The organism is Lujinxingia vulgaris, from assembly GCF_007997005.1.
GTDB lineage: Bacteria > Myxococcota_A > Bradymonadia > Bradymonadales > Bradymonadaceae > Lujinxingia.
The window spans coordinates 75,434-91,479 of sequence record NZ_VOSL01000059.1 but is presented as its reverse complement, the minus strand read 5'-3'; the positions used below and the strand labels follow the sequence as shown (position 1 = coordinate 91,479).

Annotated in this window: 11 protein-coding genes and 1 pseudogene; 8 read left to right on the top strand and 4 right to left on the bottom strand. The window is 61.8% G+C overall.

Annotated features, from left to right (window positions below; genetic code table 11):
- Positions 1 to 174: 174 nt before the first annotated feature.
- From FRC96_RS15170 to FRC96_RS15160, 3 genes and pseudogenes are all read right to left on the bottom strand, one after another.
- Positions 175 to 2,541 (bottom strand): annotated as a pseudogene (locus tag FRC96_RS15170) (heavy metal translocating P-type ATPase); the annotation flags it as partial.
- Between the two features lie 96 nt (positions 2,542 to 2,637).
- Entirely contained in the window at positions 2,638 to 3,210 is a 573-nt protein-coding gene (locus FRC96_RS15165; protein WP_146975636.1) for a sigma-70 family RNA polymerase sigma factor, read from the bottom strand.
- Positions 3,211 to 3,279: 69 nt separating this feature from the next.
- Positions 3,280 to 3,507 (bottom strand): copper ion binding protein, encoded by a 228-nt coding sequence (locus FRC96_RS15160; RefSeq protein ID WP_146975634.1) that lies wholly within the window; start codon positions 3,505 to 3,507, stop codon positions 3,280 to 3,282.
- Between the two features lie 213 nt (positions 3,508 to 3,720).
- Between FRC96_RS15160 and FRC96_RS22260 the strand changes: the two genes are divergently transcribed.
- The 6 genes from FRC96_RS22260 (at position 3,721) to FRC96_RS15130 (ending at position 10,235) form a co-directional block, all read left to right on the top strand.
- Positions 3,721 to 4,275 (top strand): hypothetical protein, encoded by a 555-nt coding sequence (locus tag FRC96_RS22260; RefSeq protein ID WP_230470300.1) that lies wholly within the window; start codon positions 3,721 to 3,723, stop codon positions 4,273 to 4,275.
- A 399-nt stretch (positions 4,276 to 4,674) separates the two neighbouring features.
- The gene (locus FRC96_RS15150) at positions 4,675 to 5,529 is read left to right on the top strand and encodes an alpha/beta fold hydrolase (protein ID WP_146975633.1); all 855 of its coding nucleotides are present in this window, start codon (positions 4,675 to 4,677) and stop codon (positions 5,527 to 5,529) included.
- The gene (locus FRC96_RS15145) at positions 5,504 to 7,162 is read left to right on the top strand and encodes a fatty acid CoA ligase family protein (protein WP_146975631.1); all 1,659 of its coding nucleotides are present in this window, start codon (positions 5,504 to 5,506) and stop codon (positions 7,160 to 7,162) included. The genes FRC96_RS15150 and FRC96_RS15145 overlap by 26 nt, the downstream gene beginning before the upstream one ends.
- A 213-nt stretch (positions 7,163 to 7,375) precedes the next feature.
- Entirely contained in the window at positions 7,376 to 8,347 is a 972-nt protein-coding gene (locus FRC96_RS15140) for a hypothetical protein (protein WP_146975629.1), read from the top strand.
- 537 nt (positions 8,348 to 8,884) lie between these two features.
- Positions 8,885 to 9,541: a hypothetical protein gene (locus tag FRC96_RS15135; protein ID WP_146975628.1), complete on the top strand. Its 657-nt coding sequence runs from the start codon at positions 8,885 to 8,887 to the stop codon at positions 9,539 to 9,541.
- Positions 9,542 to 9,602: 61 nt separating this feature from the next.
- Positions 9,603 to 10,235, top strand: coding sequence for a hypothetical protein (locus FRC96_RS15130; RefSeq protein ID WP_146975626.1), 633 nt, complete (start codon positions 9,603 to 9,605; stop codon positions 10,233 to 10,235).
- Positions 10,236 to 10,361: 126 nt separating this feature from the next.
- On the opposite strand, the gene FRC96_RS15125 is transcribed toward FRC96_RS15130, so the two are convergent.
- The gene (locus FRC96_RS15125) at positions 10,362 to 11,699 is read right to left on the bottom strand and encodes a hypothetical protein (RefSeq protein ID WP_146975624.1); all 1,338 of its coding nucleotides are present in this window, start codon (positions 11,697 to 11,699) and stop codon (positions 10,362 to 10,364) included.
- A gap of 508 nt (positions 11,700 to 12,207) precedes the next feature.
- Here FRC96_RS15125 and FRC96_RS15120 point away from each other — a divergent pair.
- Together FRC96_RS15120 and FRC96_RS15115 are read left to right on the top strand one after the other, a co-directional pair.
- Positions 12,208 to 14,463, top strand: a complete 2,256-nt coding sequence (locus tag FRC96_RS15120) for an AAA family ATPase (protein ID WP_146975622.1) — start codon at positions 12,208 to 12,210, stop codon at positions 14,461 to 14,463.
- Complete coding sequence (locus FRC96_RS15115) at positions 14,463 to 15,941, top strand: hypothetical protein (protein WP_146975621.1); 1,479 nt, start codon at positions 14,463 to 14,465, stop codon at positions 15,939 to 15,941. Before FRC96_RS15120 ends, FRC96_RS15115 begins: the two co-directional genes overlap by 1 nt.
- Positions 15,942 to 16,046: the final 105 nt, after the last annotated feature.

Sequence of the window (16,046 nt, the reverse complement as noted above, 5' to 3'; positions counted from 1 at the left end):
GCGCGGGGAGAGGCGCAGCGCGACCCCCTGCGATGCGTCTCGCTGTATTTTCGCGCTCGGGCGTCCTCCAATCTGGGATACGTCGTGTGTGGCTGCGTTTGGTGCGCACCAACACTTGGAACGAGCGTGTGGAAGTCAAATGTTCAGGGTGGTTCGAAGCACGAAGATCACGCTTTACATCGCCGGGAGCGGGGCCGCCGAGGGGCGAGTGTTTGAGGGCGCAAACCCCCGCAACCTCAACCCGTTCATCAGCACAAAGGTACTGCTCATCGCCATCGCACCGGCCGCAAACATCGGCGAGAGAAGCACGCCGAAGAAGGGGTAAAGCAGGCCGGCAGCGACCGGAATGAGCGCGGCGTTGTAGGCAAAGGCCCAGAACAAATTCTGTTTGATGTTGCGCAGCGTGGCCTGCGAGAGGGCGATGGCGCTGGGGATGCCGCCCAAACTCCCGCTCATCAACACCACGTCGGCGGCCTCAATGGCGATGTCGGTGCCGGTGCCAATGGCCAGTCCCACGTCGGCCTGGGCCAGCGCCGGGGCGTCGTTGATGCCGTCGCCCACGAAGGCGACCTTGAGGCCTTTGGACTGCAGTCGGCGCACGGCGTCGGATTTGCCCTCGGGCAACACCTCGGCCAGCACCTCGTCGATGCCGAGCTGCGCCGCAATCGCCTCGGCGGTGCGCTGGTTGTCGCCGGTGATCATGGCCACGCGCAGCCCGAGTTTCTTCAGCGCGCCAATCGCCTCGGGCGTCGATGTTTTGATCGGGTCGGATACGGCCAGAACCCCGGCGAGCGCGTCGTCGATCATGATGTAGAAGGGCGTTTTGCCCTCGGAGGCCAGGCGTTCGGCCTCTGCGGCGAAGAGCGAAGCGTCGAGCCCCAGACGCGTGACGTAGCGGTCTGCGCCGATGGCCACCTGGCGTTCGCCAACCTTCGCGCGGACGCCAAAGCCCGCGACCGCCTCAAAGTCGCTCGCCAGCAACCCAGGCAGCTTGTCGGCTTCTGCCGCCTCCACCACCGCCCGGGCGATGGGGTGCTCCGAGCCCTGCTCGACGGCGGCGGCAAGCTGCAACACCTCGGTTTTCTCAAAGCCACCCTGAACAAAAAAATCGGTGAGGGTGGGGCGACCCTCGGTCAGCGTGCCGGTCTTGTCGAGGGCGACGATGTCGGCTTCCTGGAGGGTCTGCAGGGCGTCGCCTTTGCGGAAGAGCACGCCGAGCTCGGCGGCTTTGCCGGTGCCCACCATAATGGAGGTGGGCGTGGCCAGGCCCATGGCGCAGGGGCATGCGATGATGAGCACAGACACCGCGGCCACGAGCGCCGAGGTCAACGCCGGCGCCGGACCCAGCCACAGCCAGGCGCCGAAAGTCAGCGCAGCGAGGACGAGCACAATGGGCACAAAGACCGCCACGACCTTGTCGGCCAGCGCCTGAATCTGCGGCCTGGTGGCCTGGGCCTGCTCCACGGTGCGAATGATCTGCGCGAGCACCGTATCGCCGGCGACCCGCGTGACCCTGAACAAAAACGTTCCGTGGGCGTTGATTGTGCCGCCGACGACCTCGCTTCCCGGCGTCTTTTCGACGGGCACGGGCTCTCCGGTGATCATCGACTCATCCACAAAAGATGTGCCCTCGACGACCTCGCCATCCACCGGCACGCGTTCCCCGGGGCGCACGCGAATCACGTCGCCCAACCCGACCTCAGCCAGGGGCACTTCCTGCTCTTGGTCGCCGCGGACGACGCGCGCTGTTTTGGGCTGCAGGCCCACCAACTTGCGAATCGCCGCGCTGGTGCGCCCCTTCGCCAGCGCCTCCATGTATTTGCCGGCGAGTATGAGCGTGATGATGACGGCGGAGGCTTCGTAATAGACGTGCAGCGAGGCCGCGGGCAGCAGGCCGGGCAAAAAAGTCGCCACCACCGAATAGCCGTAGGCCGCGCTCGTCCCCAGCATCACAAGGGTGTTCATATCCGGGCTAAGGCGCCGCAGAGCCGCCCAGCCCGCGCGGTAAAAACGCCACCCGGGGCCGAACTGCACGGCCGTCGCCAGCGTGAAAAACAGATACCAGAGCGTCTGCCGCTCAATGAAGCCCATCAGCCAGTGGTGCGCCGCCGGAATCATCATCGGGATCATCTCCAGGAGCAGGAGCGGGGCGGTCAGCAGGGCGGCGACGCCCAACCTCTTTCGCAGCGTCCGTAGCTCGCTCTCCCGCGCAGCCTCCTCCACCTCGCTGCGCGAGCTATCGTCGGCCAGGCGCGTGGCCCCATAACCCGCCTCGCGCACGGCGGCGGCGATGGCCTCCAGGTCGATGGTGCGCGGTAAAAATGCCACCGTGGCCCGCTCCGTCGCCAGGTTCACCGAGGCCTCGGTGACGCCGTCTAAGCCCGCAATCGCCTTCTCGACGTGGCCGACGCAGGACGCGCAGGTCATGCCTTCAATTCTCAATGTTTCCGTCGTGGTGCTCATGCTCAAAATCCTCGCGCTGCCTGTGAATGGGATGGTGGTTCGCGCCTTAACGCGCTTCACCCCTGCAGACGCGGCCCCCCCGGGCCACTTACAGCGCGATGGCAAAAAAAGACCCGCAACCACCGAGGTGGCTGCGGGTTTTTTAATCCGCAAAAAGCGTTCTGAAACAAGGGTTTAGTGCTCGCAGGTGCAGTCCAGGCACCCGCTGGCCGCACACGCCCCGCAGGTCTCCTCAAGACGCCCTTTGAGCTGCTTGCGCGCCCGGTGCCGCCGCACATTGAGGTTGTTGGTCGTGATGCCCAGCTCCGCGGCCAGCGCCTCGGTCTCGGCCTCGCCAAGCTCCACCGCCTCGATCACCTCCTGGTACTCATCCTTGAGCGTCGGAATCAGCTTGCGAAAACACTGGCAGACGTTGGCGCGCTCCTCGGGCGTCTCCACCCACTCCTGCTCCTGCCCGTAGCGCTCCGCGTACTTCCTCCGCGTCTGCACCCGGCGCTGCCGGTCGATGATGCCGTTGCGCAGGATCTGATAAAACCAGGCGATGAGCTTCTCCTCGTCCTCCAGCTGCTCGAACGACCCCATCGCCTTGATCAGGCTGTCCTGCAAAAGATCTTCGGCGCTCGACGCATCCAGGCCCCGCGAGCGCACGAACGCCAAGAGCTGCTCGCGATGCGCCAGAAGCGTCGATTCGAGCGCGGTGTGTGAAGGGTTTGAAGCGTTTGACGTGTCTGAAGATGCGGTCGTCATGAGGGGCCTCGTTCAGGGCGGAGCGGTGCGCTGGCAAAAGCTTAAACGTTTCAGGGGGCGCAGGTCTTTCTAGGCCTCGACCTCGCCAGCCACCTCGTAGTCCGCGTCCTCAATGGCCTTCGAGATGGCACCCAGGGTCGTGGCGTCGTCGCGGTAAACGACGGTGACCTGTTCTTGGTCCAGGGTCACCGCGACCGTCTCAACGCCGTCGAGCTCGCCGACGGCTTTTTCGACGTGTCGGGCGCAGTTTCCACAGCTCATGCCTTTGACGTGCAGGGTTTTCTGGAGGGTGGTCATTTTGAAACTCCGATGTGTTGAGTGCGTGAGAGGCGACGCATCGTCGTGTTGCGTCGATGACTTCGGCAGGTCTCTTAGCGCGTAGTGGCGTTGACGTCAGCGCGTGGCAGCGAGCCTTCTACCTTCATAGACGCGCGCCGGCTCGCGTGGTTACAGTGCCGCACATCTTTTTCAGCTCCACCGCCTACTTTTTTCATCGCAAAAAGGCATGCCATGATACGTCGCCGAACGTTCGTTGCCCTCATCACCGCGTCTCTCCCGCTCATCGCCTGCGACGCCTCACCACCCGCCGAGACCGAGCGCGCGCCCGAGCCCGAGAACGCGATCGAGCCCGAGAACGCGATCGAGCCCGAGAGCGCGATCGAGCCCGAGAACGAGTCTGAGATCGAGCCCCCGTGCTTCATCCCCGACGAAACCACCTACGGCTCCCTCGACCTCCGGGACTCCAACCTCACCATCGCCCTGGCCGCCGACCTCAACAGCGACGGCCGTCTCGAGGTGTTGGTGCCCAAACGCTCCACCTGCCGCGACTTCGCCGTCTGCCCGACCGATGTGCTCCGAGCTTGCGAGGGCGGCGGCTACGAGGTGGTCGCCGAGCTCACCTACTTCCTCCCGGGCGCCATCACCGCCGGCCCCGACAGCACCCGCGGCTGGCTCGACCTCCATGCCTCCACCGCCACACGCGACGAGGAGGAGCTCTGGGAGACGACGCCGGTCAGGTTTGTGTGGGATGGGGAGACGTATGTAGGGGGTGAGGTCGAGGAGTGAGGTGAGGCCGGGGGGCGCGATGTTGGGAGGTGCTGCGGGCGTCCGGTGGCGTGCGGGTTGTGGTTGTGTGGTTGTGTGGTTGTGCGGTTGTGGGGCGCCGGGGTTCGCGATGTGGGGCGATTCGTGAGGGCGTCCGGTGGCGTGCGGGTTGTGGTTGTGTGGTTGTGTGGTTGTGTGGTTGTGGGGCGCCGGGGTTCGCGATGTGGGTCGATTTGTGAGGGCGTTTGCGGGTGCACGGGTTGGGTGGGGGGGGCGCCGGTGGGGCGCGTGGGGCGTCTTTGTCCCTTAGCGGGGACAGAGGTATAGAGCATGCTCCTGCCAGAGCTGTGAGTCGCGCCGACGAGCGCGACGCGGCGGTGGTTGCAGACGCCCTCTACCGCGCCACGCGAGGAGCCACCGATGATGGAGACCTTTCCCTTCGAAGAGCTGTCGATCCGCTACCGGCGCACGGGTTCCGGGGCGCCGGTGGTGATGCTGCATAATGGCGGCACCTCGCATGTGATCTGGAACGAAGTCATTGAGAGGCTGGAGGGGTTTGAGGTTTTTGCGCTGGATCTGCTGGGGTTTGGGGCCTCGTCGAAGCCGGGTAAGGGCTACGAGTTGAGTCGTCATGTGGCGATTCTCAAGGCGTTTATCGAGGCTCATGATCTGGCGCCGGTCCGCCTGGTGGGGAACTGCATGGGGAGCGCGACGAGCCTGGCGTACGCGATGGCCCATCCCCAGAACGTGCGGGCGATGGTGCTGATCAACACGCTGACGGCGGCGACCTTTGAGACGGGCATCTACTCGCTGCTTTACGGGCTTCCCGAGCGCGCGCCGGGGGTGGTGGAGGTGATGTCCAGGATTCCGCTGGGTTCGCGCTTTGGGGCGCTGGGTGTGCGCTCGCAGCTGGGGCGGCGCGGGCTTGCCAGGAAGGTGCATCGCCAAAAGGAGCTGGCGTCGTGTTACGCGAGCGCCTCGCAGTCGCGGGCGCTCCTGGAGGTCCTGGCCGACATTCCCAACTACAGCGTGCTCGATGCCTTTGAGCCGCCGGCCGACTTTCCGCCCATCTGCACCGTCTGGGGGCTGGAGAATCGGGTGCTGCCCCCCGGGCCGGGGCGAGTGTGGGTGGAGGGGTTGCGCCCTCAGCGCGAGGCGTGGTTGGAGGGGTGCGGACACCTCCCGATGCTCGAAGATCCGGAGCGCGTCGCGGCGATCATTATGTCATTTATGTCATCTGAACCCACCGATGCAGGTCATGACCATGCTCTTTGAAAACGATGTTTTTGATCTGGCGAGCCTCGTTGGCGAGGTGGCCCACGAAGAACCCGAGCGCGTGGCGATCATTGAGCCGAGCGGTCGCGACGGGCAGGGCCGGCGAACGTATGCGCGCTTCACCTACAAAACCCTCTCCGAGGATGCGGAGTCGGTGGCCGTGGGGCTGCGCGAGCTGGGAATCGCCGAAAAGACGCGCACCGTCTTTATGGCGCCGCCGAGCTACGAGGCCTGCGTGGTGTACGTGGCGCTGACGCGGGTCGGGGCCACCGTGATCATGATCGACCCGGCGGTGGGATTGAGGAACGTGGGGGAGCGCCTGCGCAGGCTACAACCTACGGCTTTTGTGGGGGTGGGGCTTGCCCATGTGGCGCGCCTGATCTTTGGCTGGGGCCCGCGCTTTTTGAAAAAGAGCATCGTGGTGGGGCCGGGCCCGGGCTTCCCCGGCGCGCGCACCGTGGCCTCGCTACGCCGCGCGCGGCCGGAGCGTCCGCAGCTCGCCAGTGTGGGACCAGACGATCCGATGACCGTGCTTTACACCACCGGCAGCACCGGCCCGGCCAAGCCGGCGCTCTACACCCACCGAAATTTCTGTGGAGTGTTGCGCATCGCCCACCAGAGCTGGGGATTTGCCGGGCGCGAGGGGCTGCCGGTGGATATGGCCGTCTTCCCGGCCTTTTTTATGATCGGGTTGAGCGCCAAAGGCACGGTCGTGGTGCCGCCGATTCAATTCGTGCGCGAGCCGCCGGCGAAGACCGATCCGGCGCCCCTGGTGGAGGTGATCAACGACTGCCAGGTGCGCTCGCTCTTCGCCTCCCCGATCATTTTGGAGAATATGGCGCGTCACGCCGAGGGCAACGCGCTGACGATGCCCTCGCTGGAGGTGATCATCGGCGGTGGCGCGCCGATCACCGGGCCGGTCATGGGCGCGCTGACCCGCGTGATGCCCAACGGAGAGGTGTTTGCCAACTACGGCGCCACCGAGGCGCTGCCCTCCACCGCGCATAGCGCCCGGGAGACGCTGGCCGAGACCTGGGAGAAGACCGAGTGCGGCCACGGCATCTGCGTGGGGCGGCCCTTCGAGGGCGTGGAGCTTCGGGTCGTGGCGATCGCCGATGGCAGCGCCGAGGAGGCTCAGGATGTGCCCCCTGGCGAGATTGGCGAGGTGCTGGTGAAAAGCCCCCATATCAGCGCGCGCTATATGGATGACCCCGAGAGCACGCACAAGAACAAAATTGGCCCATGGCATCGCCTCGGCGATGCGGGTTACCTCGATGGGCAGGGGCGCCTCTGGGTGGTGGGTCGCGTAGGCCATCGGGTGCGCGGGGAGCAGGGGCCGCTCTTTCCCCTTCTGTGTGAGCCGATCTTCAACGCCGAGCCCCGCGTCAAACGATGCGGATTGGTGGGCGTGCCCGGCCTCACCCATGATCAGCCCGTCCTCTGCGTCGAAGCCCACCCCGGCGCCGACCACAGCGAGCTTCGCCAGACGCTGCTGCAGCTCGCCAGCGACCACGAGGTCTCCCGTGAGATTCGCGACGTCCTCTTCATCGACCGCCTCCCGGTGGACCCCCGCCATAACTCCAAGATCGACCGTCCAAAGCTCGGGAGGTGGGCGGCCAGGCGTCTTCGTTAAGCGCCTCCAAACGCCGCAGACCCACAGCCCATCAGCCCGGACAACGCCCGCATCTCCGGGTCGATGTTAAGAAAGTAAAAGTTCACTCGATCGGGGGGGAGGCGTCCTTGCTCCCCCACCGGACTCGCCACTAAGCTGGACCCCACGCGCGTGTGTGTGTTTTGGACCGGCCGCCATCAAGGGCCGCCCAATCCATCCTGCGGAGAAGTCGTTATGTGGAAACTGCAAAACGCTCTTTTGTGTGTGCTGCTCGTCACGTGGGCCGGCTGCGGCGAAGATGCCCAGACCCGTGGCCCTGGCGAGCCCCCGGATCTGCCCTGGCCGGAGGTGCAATGCGACGAGGTCAACGAGGGGCTCAACACCATCGACGTCAACGGCACAGAACGACGCTTCTGGATCGCCTCGCCAGCGACAAGCCACGATGAGCCCCTCTCGGCGGTGTTCTGGTTCCACGGCTTCTCCGGCTCCCGGAGCCCGGAGGTCGACGCCGAGACGAACGCCACGCTCCTCGACAATCTGGGAATCCACCCCGACGCCGACCCCGATTTTCCCTTCGTGCGCGTGCTCCTCGAAGATTTGAATTTGCAGCCCTTCAACGGCCTCGACTGGGATATCCGCACCCACGACCCCAACCACGATCTTGAGCTTTTTGATATCGTCGTGGGCTGCCTGCGCACCCACCGCAACGTGGGCACCGACCGCATCTTCGCGGCGGGATTCAGTGCGGGGGCCACCATCGTCAACCTGCTGCACGCCACCCGAAGCGACCACGTGCGCGCCATCTACACCGCCTCCGGGCTGTGGATCAACGAGCCCGAAAACCTCGCCGCCGCCCAGCGCGTCACCATCCTGCCCGGCCTCGTCGCCTGGGACTGGCCCCCCCTCGACCCCATCGACGCCCGTAAGGGCGCCGTTCTGCTGACCCACGGTGGCAGCAGCGACAACGTTCCCGGCACCCCGGTGACGGTCAACTTAAGCGACGCCGGGCGCACCGCCGCCCAGTGGCTCGTCGAACACGACCGGGTGGTCGTCGAGTGCGAACACGACCAGGGCCACACGCTTCATCCGGAGGTCAGCGCCGAGCTCGTACTCGACTTCTTCGCCTCGCATATCGGCACCGGACCCTCGCCATGGGCGGGGGGGCGAGGGGGGCTGCCGGAGTCGTGTGTGGTGCATACGCCTTGAGGTGGGTGGAGCGCGATGATGGGGGGAGCGTGCGGGTTGTGGTTAGGTGGTTGTGGGGCGCTCGGGTTCGCGATGTGGGGAGGTGCTGCGGGCGTCCGGTGGCGTGCGGGTTGTGGTTAGGTGGTTATGAGGTTGTGTGGTTGTGGGACGCCGGGGTTCGCGGTGTGGGTCGATTCGTGAGGGCGTCCGGTGGTTCGCTTTGTGGTTGTGGGGCGCCGGGGTTCGCGATGTGGGGCGATTTGTGAGGGCGTCAGGTGGAGCACGAAGGGTGTAAGCGTCTATTGTCCCGCTCGACCTACGAGCCATCTTCACCGGGGGCATGTCGCGAACCCCTTGAGGGCTGGCCGAGAGGCACAAGGTGGCTGTTTTGATCCCCTCGACGGGTAGCCGAGAGGTAGGAGGTGCCTGTTTTGACCCCCTCGACGCCCCGCTTGGGGTATGGCTTTGGCGTCTTCCCGAGTGTCTGGCACCGGGACGGGCAGAGCGTGCTGGGGAATGCCAGATGAGCAAAGCGCAGCATGCTTAAGGGGCGGTGCTGTGGTAGATAGACTCTTCCTCATCCCACCACCACCTGTTTCGCCGGGGGTCGACGTGCGCGTCAGCAAACCTGGAAATCCGGGGCATCAAGGCATCATTCAGGCCGCCATCTATATGAGCATGTTGGCGGGCATTCTGGCCTGCACCCTGGCATGCGACCCCGGCGCCGAAGAGCGCGCCCGGGCGATTCGAGAGGTCGTCATCGCCGCGACCGAAGAACGCGCGGCCGAGGCCGTTGAGGCCGCAGAGTCGGAGGCGCGCACCACCCTGGCGCGTACCGAAGCTCTCCAGAATGCTCAAGAATCGATCGTGCATGCAATGGCGGAGGGCAGGGAGGCGATGGCGAGGCGCAAGCGGGTTGAAGAGGGAATGCAGAGGTTAATGGCCAAACAGCCGGAGTCGGATCCGAGCGCTGATACCATGTGCGAAAAGTTCAAGTTCCCGTGCAGTTGGACGGATGTTCCAAGAGAGATTTACTCGCGGACACTCACGATAGGCCACGAAATCGCGGCTCGTATGAAGCGGGGAGATAGCGTCGATGCGATCGTGGAGTGGCTTCTAGACGTAGAGGGGATTCAATACATCAACGCGGAGCCAGGAAGGGTATTGATTCAACTTGAAGGAGGAATGCCGATGCCAGTGATTTCCACGCACTAGGTTTTCTCAACGTATTGGGGTGTGTATGCGTGCTCAGGAACCAGGATTATCAGGCTCTGCCATGTTGATTAAGATCGTGAGTTATGGGGTTGTTCTGATTAGCCTCTTTGCCTGCGCCTGGGGCTGTGACCCCGGCGCCGAACAGCGCGCCCGGGCGATTCGGGAGGTCGTCATCGCCGCGACCGAAGAACGCGCGGCCGAGGCCATTAAGGCTGCGGAGGCCGAGGCGCGCCACACTGCACTCGCCGCAGAACGGGAGAGGCAGAACGCGATCGCGAGGCGCGAAGCCCACCGCTACGCCGAGGCTATAATCGTGCTGGCGGTTGCCGACGCTGCCGAGTTTTCCGCGAGGCGAAAACGGGTGGTGGTAGGCCTGCAGCGTTTACGCGACGCATTGCCCGAACCTGATCTCAACGCCGAGTGGAAATGCGAGCGATACAATTATCCCTGTTCGGTGTTGGACGTTCCGTCCGAGATCTTGCAGCGCTCAAATGATTTGAGTGAGGAGGTCGACCTCCGAATCCGTCGTGGAGATGACATCGACGAGGTTCTGGAATGGCTTCTGATGCAGAAGGACATCATCGATATCCGTGAACAGCGGACTGGAATTGACTTTCAAGTCCGGGGCGATATGCCGACGAGGATGCGATTTACACGTTTTGGAGCCGGCAGACCCGATCCCCAACAACCTTAACGGCCAACCAACCCGCCCGTGCGCGGTCGTCTGCAGACAAAGGAACCTTTCGGGGAGTAAATGTTGACGACGGCAGGCAGCGCTTCCCCCGCACCTTCACCCGATGGAGCTGTGCCCCCCTCACACTCACTGTACACGACCCTCCCGCTGATACTCCGACTTCGTCACCACCACCTCAATCTCATACGCCATCCCATCCAACTCGAACTCCAGCGCCATCGCCTCCCCCAACGCGACCTGCGCGTCGATGGCCTGCGCAAGCTCCACCTCCTCGCCAGCTTTGCCTTCGAGCGAGCCGGCGAGCGCGATGTCCTCGCCGACAAAGGTCGGGGTGATCTGAAGTTGCATGTGAATCGGGCGTTCGCCGCCACTTTTCTGGCTCACGGATACGGGCTTGCCCGGCATGGAGATGATTTGCGGGCGAGACTTCACGTCTCCATCCACCTCGATGGTCATTTTGATGTGCAGTTGGGTGTAGCGGTTGGGGTCTTCGGGTGGTGCAGCGCCCTCCGCGCCGCTCGGCCCGTCCATATAGATCAAACGACCCCGCGCATCGACATCGGGGCAGTCTTCGGGGCTCAGCCGGTAAAAACCTTCGCTGAGCGCATAACGCACACATCTCTGAACAGGCCCTTCCGCGCTATCATCGCGGACCTGAGCAAAGAGGTCCGCGGGCTCGCCCGAGCCGTCTGATAGCGGCCCGGCCCACAGGCGCCCGTCGACATAATCGATCTCGTTTTCCACAAACATCCCCGCCTCGTTCTCGAAAAATAGGCTGAGAAACACGCCGGAGGTGATCCGGTCACTCCCCACCACGAGAACTTCGCCAGGCAGGCCAAGATCGACCGACCCCACATAGATGTAGGGCATCCAGGCGTCTGCACCCGGCACAAAGACCTCATGCTCGCCAGGCTGATTAAAAAGCGATGGCACGACGCGCTCGCGCACCTCCGGCGCCTCCAACGCGGCGAGCTCCCCAGGGTCGGGAGCGTCGGCCAGGGCGAACGATCCGATGATCGCATCGCAGTCCGTCTCGCTGGCATCGCTCTCGGAGGGCACCCAGGTGTCGCACACAAGGCGCGCCTGAGTCGGAACCTCCGATGGGAGCTCCAGCGTCTTCACATAACGCCAGAACTGGCACGCATCTCCCGACGTCTTCACCTCGTCGCGGTCCAGATGCGTGACCACATAGGTCACCTCCACCCGGGCCCCGCCGCACTCCTCACCCCCATAGGGCGTGCTCGCCCACAGCCCACTCTCATCGACGCGCACCTCGAAGCCTTTTCCCAGCGCGATGCGCGCTAAACGAAAGGGGGTGATGGCCGCCGTGTCCACGTGCGCCAACTCGCCCACACCCGGAGCGCCGGCGCGTGAATTCGACTCGGAGGTGGAGCAGGCGAGCGAGCCGGCTGCCAGGGTGAGGGCGCACAAAGCGGGGAGGAGCGTGGCGAGTTTGGTGGGCATGGTGGGGTCGTGGGTGGGGACGGATGGGGCGTCGCGGGGTCTTGGGTGGTGTTGGGCGGCGAGGATGGCAGTTGCCTGGCGATCTGCCACCTGGGCGGGTGACGCGTTTCAGAGGCCGTGAACGATGTCACGATAGTGCGATAAACGATCGCCAACACAAGAAAAATAGCGTTCGAGACGTCTCGGTGAGCATCCACTCACAATCGTCGCTGGCCGACCTTCCGCCAAACTGCTACAAAGTGTAACGCCTCAAGGACATCACCGTTCCGGGTGGGGCCTGGTTACTTAGAGACTGGCAGTGCTGCGCGTGGTCGTGTGCGCCTGTCGTAATCGCGTAGTTAGGAAGTGCGATGCTGCTTGTTGAAGCTGATGCTTTGGATAAGATGTATTCCATTGCTCGAAATAGTGATTTATTACCGTTGCTGCAGGCACAGATCTGCTGCCGTTGGCGCGTGTTTAATGGGTGTTTTGGACATTGGTTTTAATGTTTTAAGTATAAGGAGTGCTGATGGGTGTCGATGAAGCTGTTGCCGACAAAGAGGTTGAAGCGTCCTTCAATGAAGTCGAAAATGCCGAATCAGGTTCGGGGCCGGCTGCGCCGAATCAAAACCCAGAAGGGAGGGGTGGGGAGTGGGATGAGACGGCTGCATATGCTAGCGAGATTCGGGATAAGGTTACAAATAGGATTCATGAAGGGTTAAAATCTTTGCATGGTAAAGAGGTCGTTTGTTTCGGCTGGCGGTATAGGTCGGACGGGTCTCCAAATAAACTCGTTTTCAAGCTGGTCTCTCGAGAGGGGCAGCAAGATAAGAAACGAATTGAACTCGTTATGTATCAACCTGACTCCCACGGGACGCTTCAGAAGGTGGACGTTCGGGTGGAGACGTGGACTTTCACTCACGTGAATAATAATAAGGAAGATGGGGTGTTGAGGCTTGTGGGTAACCCATCCCATATAGATTGCTTTGAATACGAATACCTTGACAAGGTTCGAACAAGTAATGAGGCGTGGAAAGTCGGGGACGAACGAGAAGTTAAGATTCCTCGACCGCGAGGATTTCGGCAGCCTGAATATTTTGCGCAAGTTTGGCATCGCTCTAAAGAAGAAAAGAGCAAGGCACAGGCGTTGAGTCCTGAAGTTGAGAAGGACCCTTCGGTTGAGTTTTTTCCAAATGGTCTCGGCGCAAAGATGCATAAATATTGGCCGACGTATAAACGTAAGTCCAATCAATGGTATACGCGCGTGCCCCATCCGGACGCTGATCCCGAGGACTGGGCATGTCTTCTTTTGGTCACGATGATCTGGAGGGTTGCAGTCAGCTACCATTCAGGAAATGGCGCAAATATACCTCAAGATCAAACGCTTGAGTTTCCCGATGAAGAGTCCTACACGCCGAGGAGAGCAGTCGACTTAAGTCCAGGGTTGGTGAGTGGCGAACTGGCGAAGGCTGGTCTTCGCTTACCATGGCATGTTGTAGAGGCGGCATGCGCGGCGCTGAACTCCGGAAAAAACATCATCCTCACCGGACCTCCTGGTTGCGGTAAGTCAAAGTTTGCAATTCAGCTGGCGCGTCTCGCGCGCAGTAAGGAGCCACTTGTGGCAACAGCTTCGCCCGCCTGGAGCACAGGAGACCTGCTGGGACGTTATATGCCGGATAACCGAAACGGTAAGGGGTTGATGTTCCAGCCGGGTTTCTTCCTTCGCGCGTTAAACGATGGTCAGTGGTTGGTGATTGATGAGTTTAACCGAGCAGACATCGATCGTTGTTTCGGGGAGCTTTTTTCAGTCCTGGCGGGGGACGCCGTCGAACTTCCCTTTGAAGAATTTATTCCTTCCAAAGAAGACTCAGGTAAGGAAACAAATGCTGAAGACAGAGAAAAAGGAGATTGGAAGCGTGTCCGTATCGTCCCGGCGGGTCAGGCGCGTCGAGAAGATAGTGAGAGTGTGAAATACTCCGACTACTTTGTGGAGCGCGATTTTCGCCTGATTGGAACCATGAACGATGCCGACCGTTCGCAACTCTACCAACTCTCTTACGCCTTGCAGCGGCGGTTTGATTTTATTGCGATTGAAGCTCCTGAACCCAGAATTGTAGAAGCAATTATAAATGATAGGTTGGCGAGTACCCACGTTCGCTTGGACCTGAATAATTTCTGTTACAAACTGAAGGTAGATGGAAGCCACGGTCAGGTTATCGCGGATGACGCTAGAAATGCCTGGCTCACAAAGACGCTTGGCGCAAAGCTAAACATTCTCTTTGCTCGAAAAGTGGAAGGGGAAGAGGGGGGGAGATTCTCCGGGTTTGGCGACCTTGTCTCAGAAAGGGTTGTGGGTATTGCCACGGTTATTGATGTAGTTAATTTTGTGCTGGAAGGCGTGAGGGCTCCCGGGAAAGAGTGTATGATTAGTGGAAAGAGAACAGACTTGAAGTCGAGTGGAGTTGCCGAGGAGCTTGTCTTCTCTTACTTGGCGATGGCTGTGAGTTTGTCTGTTTTGCCGCAACTTGATGCTCTAAGTGCCGAGCCGAGGCGGCTTGAACATGCCATGAGATTAATTTTTGATGTTTTTAAGGGCCGGCAAATGCGGCGCATCGAGATTGACGAGTCGAAGAAGGAGACGGACCCTCCCCAGTTTAAAATTTCAGAGGATACATCGATACAGATTGACGAGTTTCTCGCGCGCGAGCTCTCCCGTCAGTTCCGTGGGCTACATCAGTTCGAAAACCTTATTCAAGAAGCGCGGCGTGCCGGGGAAGGCGGCTGATGCTTGCGCTGAACGAATGCGGGGAAGACCTACACGTCACGCTCACGTCAGATTCGTCGTGTGATGCCATCGACGCCTACATGCGGGAAGCTTTCGTGCGTCATGTTTGCCACCTGTTGGGTAGCGAAGACGTGCATCACGACCGCATGTGGGTGCTGGGCTTTGTTGCGGCTGCGCTCGACGCGGATTCATCTGCTCGCGAGGAGCTGATGCGAAGGATGCCACTGGAGAGTGTGGAGCAGCGGCAGGCCGAGGATGCGATGATCGCTTTTCTTGAGTCGGCGGACCCCCGGCGGGAGCAACGTATCAGCGCGGTGGCGAGCATACCCGGGCGAGGGGTGGATTGGGCCGAGTCGTACCTGCGGGCCTATCCGATGGAGGTACCGCACGAGTATGTCTTTAATACGACCATTCGGCGGCCCGATGAGGAAATGCTCGGGGCGCTTGTGAGCCTGGCGCGAGGTTGGCAGCTAACGCTGGAGGGGCTTCACGATGACGGTGTGGGTTTTGGAGAACGGGCCCGCCGCCTCGAGCGTGCGGTAGCGGCTGCTCGCCAGCGGTCCATTGTTCCGCGCGCGCTGAATACCGGCGTTGTTCGTCGCTTGATGAACTTCGGTCCCCCGGGGCGGAAGCTCGTTGAAGCCATACAACTCGCCGCACATTTCTGGAATCAAGTGCTGGGAGAGGAGCCCGAGACGTTTGCGCGGCAATTGATTGATGCGCTCGCAGGTAACGACCCTGCCAATCGCAATGATTTTTTTGAAGTGGTGTCACTCTTTGCAGTGATTCGAGCAGCCGGCCAGCTCGGTCATGGACCAGATTGGGGTGGACCGGCCTGGAAGCTGGAGCGGCTGAGTATTAAAAGGAACCATAAGCCTGAAGCCACCCTCCGCTCCGGGGCGCTTTTATGCGCGATCAGCAAAGGCGTACCCACCATGCCCTCTGGCACACTCTGCCGAGATCGTCTCTTGGAACTTAAAAAGAGCATTCTAGGCACGGGTGGGTCGGATGAACCCGATATTGTGATCAGCTTTTGGCCGGAGAAGCATCCGGAGCGAGCGCTCTTTGCCATCGCTGATCCCAAGCGCAACAGCTCAAATAGCGGTCGCGGTTATCTGACAAGCTCGATACGTCGGATGATCGGTTACCACGCGAGTTATGGATATTTGATGGGGTTGCGAGACGATGTGCCAGTCGATGGATACTTCCGTGATGGGCAAATGAACCCCTCAACCACACTCTTTGTTTATCAGGATGGCGGGAGTTTTGCCGGCGGCAAGATCGACGCGAAGAGCGTCGTTGGGCGTCTGCGTGATGACGAGCGTGCGTTACCCTCTGTGATCGCGCTTGATGCGCGCAATCACTATGGTGGATTTGACCCTTCAGGGGCGTGGGACGGCAGCGTGCTGGAGGCGTGGTTTGCGCGGCTTGCCCGGAACGCCCGTAGAGCGTTCTCGCAAGAGTTGGGTGACGCGTGAGCACGGGCGTCTCGGTCCTCGTCTAGTCGTCGGCTGTTTCGCACGTTGTCCATCTGTTACCGCTGTGACCGTCAGCTTTTGCGGCGGTACATGGTGAAATCAATA

Bases quoted from the DNA above. Each gene is read 5' to 3' on its own strand.
- FRC96_RS15165 (WP_146975636.1), bottom strand. From the start codon at position 3,210: ATGACGACCGCATCTTCAGACACGTCAAACGCTTCAAACCCTTCACAC.
- FRC96_RS15160 (WP_146975634.1), bottom strand. From the start codon at position 3,507: ATGACCACCCTCCAGAAAACCCTGCACGTCAAAGGCATGAGCTGTGGA.
- FRC96_RS22260 (WP_230470300.1), top strand. From the start codon at position 3,721: ATGATACGTCGCCGAACGTTCGTTGCCCTCATCACCGCGTCTCTCCCG.
- FRC96_RS15150 (WP_146975633.1), top strand. From the start codon at position 4,675: ATGATGGAGACCTTTCCCTTCGAAGAGCTGTCGATCCGCTACCGGCGC.
- FRC96_RS15145 (WP_146975631.1), top strand. From the start codon at position 5,504: ATGCAGGTCATGACCATGCTCTTTGAAAACGATGTTTTTGATCTGGCG.
- FRC96_RS15140 (WP_146975629.1), top strand. From the start codon at position 7,376: ATGTGGAAACTGCAAAACGCTCTTTTGTGTGTGCTGCTCGTCACGTGG.
- FRC96_RS15130 (WP_146975626.1), top strand. From the start codon at position 9,603: ATGTTGATTAAGATCGTGAGTTATGGGGTTGTTCTGATTAGCCTCTTT.
- FRC96_RS15125 (WP_146975624.1), bottom strand. From the start codon at position 11,699: ATGCCCACCAAACTCGCCACGCTCCTCCCCGCTTTGTGCGCCCTCACC.
- FRC96_RS15120 (WP_146975622.1), top strand. From the start codon at position 12,208: ATGGGTGTCGATGAAGCTGTTGCCGACAAAGAGGTTGAAGCGTCCTTC.
- FRC96_RS15115 (WP_146975621.1), top strand. From the start codon at position 14,463: ATGCTTGCGCTGAACGAATGCGGGGAAGACCTACACGTCACGCTCACG.